Raw genomic sequence first — 2140 nt, 5'->3', positions numbered from 1 at the left:
GGGGCTGGTGCGACCCTGCACCGCGACGGACGCGGCCAGGGCGCGCTCCATCGCCTGCTCGGGCGTCATCCCGCCCACCGGGGATGGGCCGCGACCGCCTTGTCGCGGAGTGCGGCGACCGCGCGGGCGGGGTCCTCGGCGCCGTAGACGGCGGAGCCCGCCACGAAGCAGTCCACCCCCGCCTCGGCCGCGGCCTCGATGGTGGAGTCGCCGATGCCGCCGTCGATCTCGATCATGAGGGTGAGGTGGCCGGTGTCGACGAGCCTGCGCGCCTCGCGCACCTTGTCCAGCACCTCGGGCATGAAGGACTGGCCCCCGAACCCGGGCTCGACGCTCATCACCAGCAGCGTGTCGTAGTGCTTGAGCACCTCGACGTACGGCTCCAGCGGGGTGCCCGGCTTGATCGACAGGCCCGCCTTCGCGCCCGCGGCGCGGAGGTCCTTGGCCACCATCACCGGGTCGTGGGCGGCCTCGACGTGCACCGTGACGTTGTGCGCGCCCGCCTCGGCGTAACCGGGGGCCCAGCGGTCCGGGTCGTCGATCATCAGGTGGCAGTCCAGCGGGGTGTCGGTGGCCTTGAGCAGCGACTCGACGACCGGCAGGCCCAGCGTGAGGTTGGGGACGAAGTGCGCGTCCATGACGTCCACGTGCAGCCAGTCCGCGCCGCGCACCCGCTCGGCCTCCTCCGCCAGGCGGGCGAAGTCGGCCGACAGGATGCTGGGGGCGATCAGGGGACGCACGCCTGGGAGGTTACGCGCAGACCGTCGCGCCGCTGCACCCGTAGCGGGTGGAGACGCAGGTCACAGGCGTTCGCCGGGCAGGCTCAGCCGGTGCGGCGGAGCAGGGTCAGGAACATCGCGTCCGTCCCGTGCCGGTGCGGCCACAGCTGGACCTGCGGACCGTCACCGAGCTCCGGGACGCCGGGCAGGCACTCGCGCGCGTCGAGGTACTCGACGGTCACCTCGAGGTCCTTGCGCCGGACGATCCCGCCGACCACACCGACCGTCTCGGCCAGGTGCGGCGAGCAGGTGACGTAGCCCACGACCCCGCCGACCCGGACGTGTCGCAGCGCGGCCAGCAGCAGCTCACGTTGCAGCTTCGCCAGGTTCGACACGTCCTCCGGCTTCCGCCGCCACCGGGCCTCCGGGCGGCGGCGCAGGGCACCCAGGCCGGTGCACGGCGCGTCGACGAGGACGCGGTCGAAGGCGGCGTCGGGCAGCGGGGCCTCCCGACCGTCGGCGACGTGCACGGTCACGGGCAGCCCGTCCACCGCCCGCCAGACCAGGTCCGCGCGGTGCTCCGCGGGCTCGACGGCGTCGAGCGTGCCGCCCTCGATCGCCACCAGCCCGCCGAGCAGGACGGCCTTGCCGCCCGGTCCGGCGCAGAGGTCCAGCCACCGACCGGCGTCCGCCTCGACCGGCGCCCGGCTGAGGGCGAGCGCGACCAGCGGGCTGCCCTCGTCCTGCACCACGGCCACGCCCTCGCGGATCGCGTCGAGCTCGCCGACGTCCCCGCCGCCCGGCTCCAGGTGCACCCCGTACGGCGAGTACGGCGCCTCGGTCCCGCCCGTGACCAGCGCGAGCTCCTCGGCGGAGATCTCGCCGGGCTTGGCCAGCAGGTGGACGGCGGGCCGGGTGTCGTCCGCGGCGAGCGCGGCGGGGAGCTCCTCGCGGGAGCCCAACGCGTCCGCGAAGGCCTGGCCGATCCACTTCGGGTGGGCGTGCAGGAAGGAGGCGTTCCCGACCGGGTCCTCCTCCTGGTCCGGCGCCAGCTCGGCGATCCAGGCGTCGGCACCCTTCGCCGCGGCGGTCTCCGCGACCTTGCGCAGGATCGCGTTGACGAAGCCCGACGACCGGGACCCGGCGATCCCCCGCACGATGTCGACCGACGTCGCGACGGCGGCGTGCTCGGGCACCCGCATCCGGAGGATCTGGTAGGTGCCCAGCCGCAGCGCGTCGACCAGCGGGCCCTCGATGCGGTGCAGGGGACGGTCGGCGCAGGACTCGATCACGACGTCGAGCTGGCCCGCGGCACGCAGGGTGCCGTAGCCGAGCTCGGTGGCCAACGCGGCGTCGCGGTCCTTGAGCCGGTAGCGGCGCAGGATCGAGGGCAGGACCAGGTTGGCGTAGGCGTCCCGCTC

2 protein-coding genes are annotated in these 2140 nt (G+C 74.7%); both read right to left on the bottom strand.

Annotated features, from left to right (window positions below; all coding sequences use genetic code 11):
- Positions 1–65 precede the first annotated feature (65 nt).
- Entirely contained in the window at positions 66–731 is a 666-nt protein-coding gene (rpe, locus tag H5J29_RS30140) for a ribulose-phosphate 3-epimerase (RefSeq protein WP_181784351.1), read from the bottom strand.
- 92 nt (positions 732–823) lie between these two features.
- On the bottom strand, positions 824–2140 hold a 1317-nt coding region (locus tag H5J29_RS30135), incomplete at its 5' end, for an RsmB/NOP family class I SAM-dependent RNA methyltransferase (RefSeq protein ID WP_181784350.1).

This window comes from Pseudonocardia pini, assembly GCF_013870575.1.
GTDB classification, from domain to species: Bacteria; Actinomycetota; Actinomycetes; order Mycobacteriales; family Pseudonocardiaceae; genus Pseudonocardia; species Pseudonocardia pini.
Note: the sequence above shows the minus strand (reverse complement) of the source record. Positions and strands in the feature narration are given on the sequence as shown.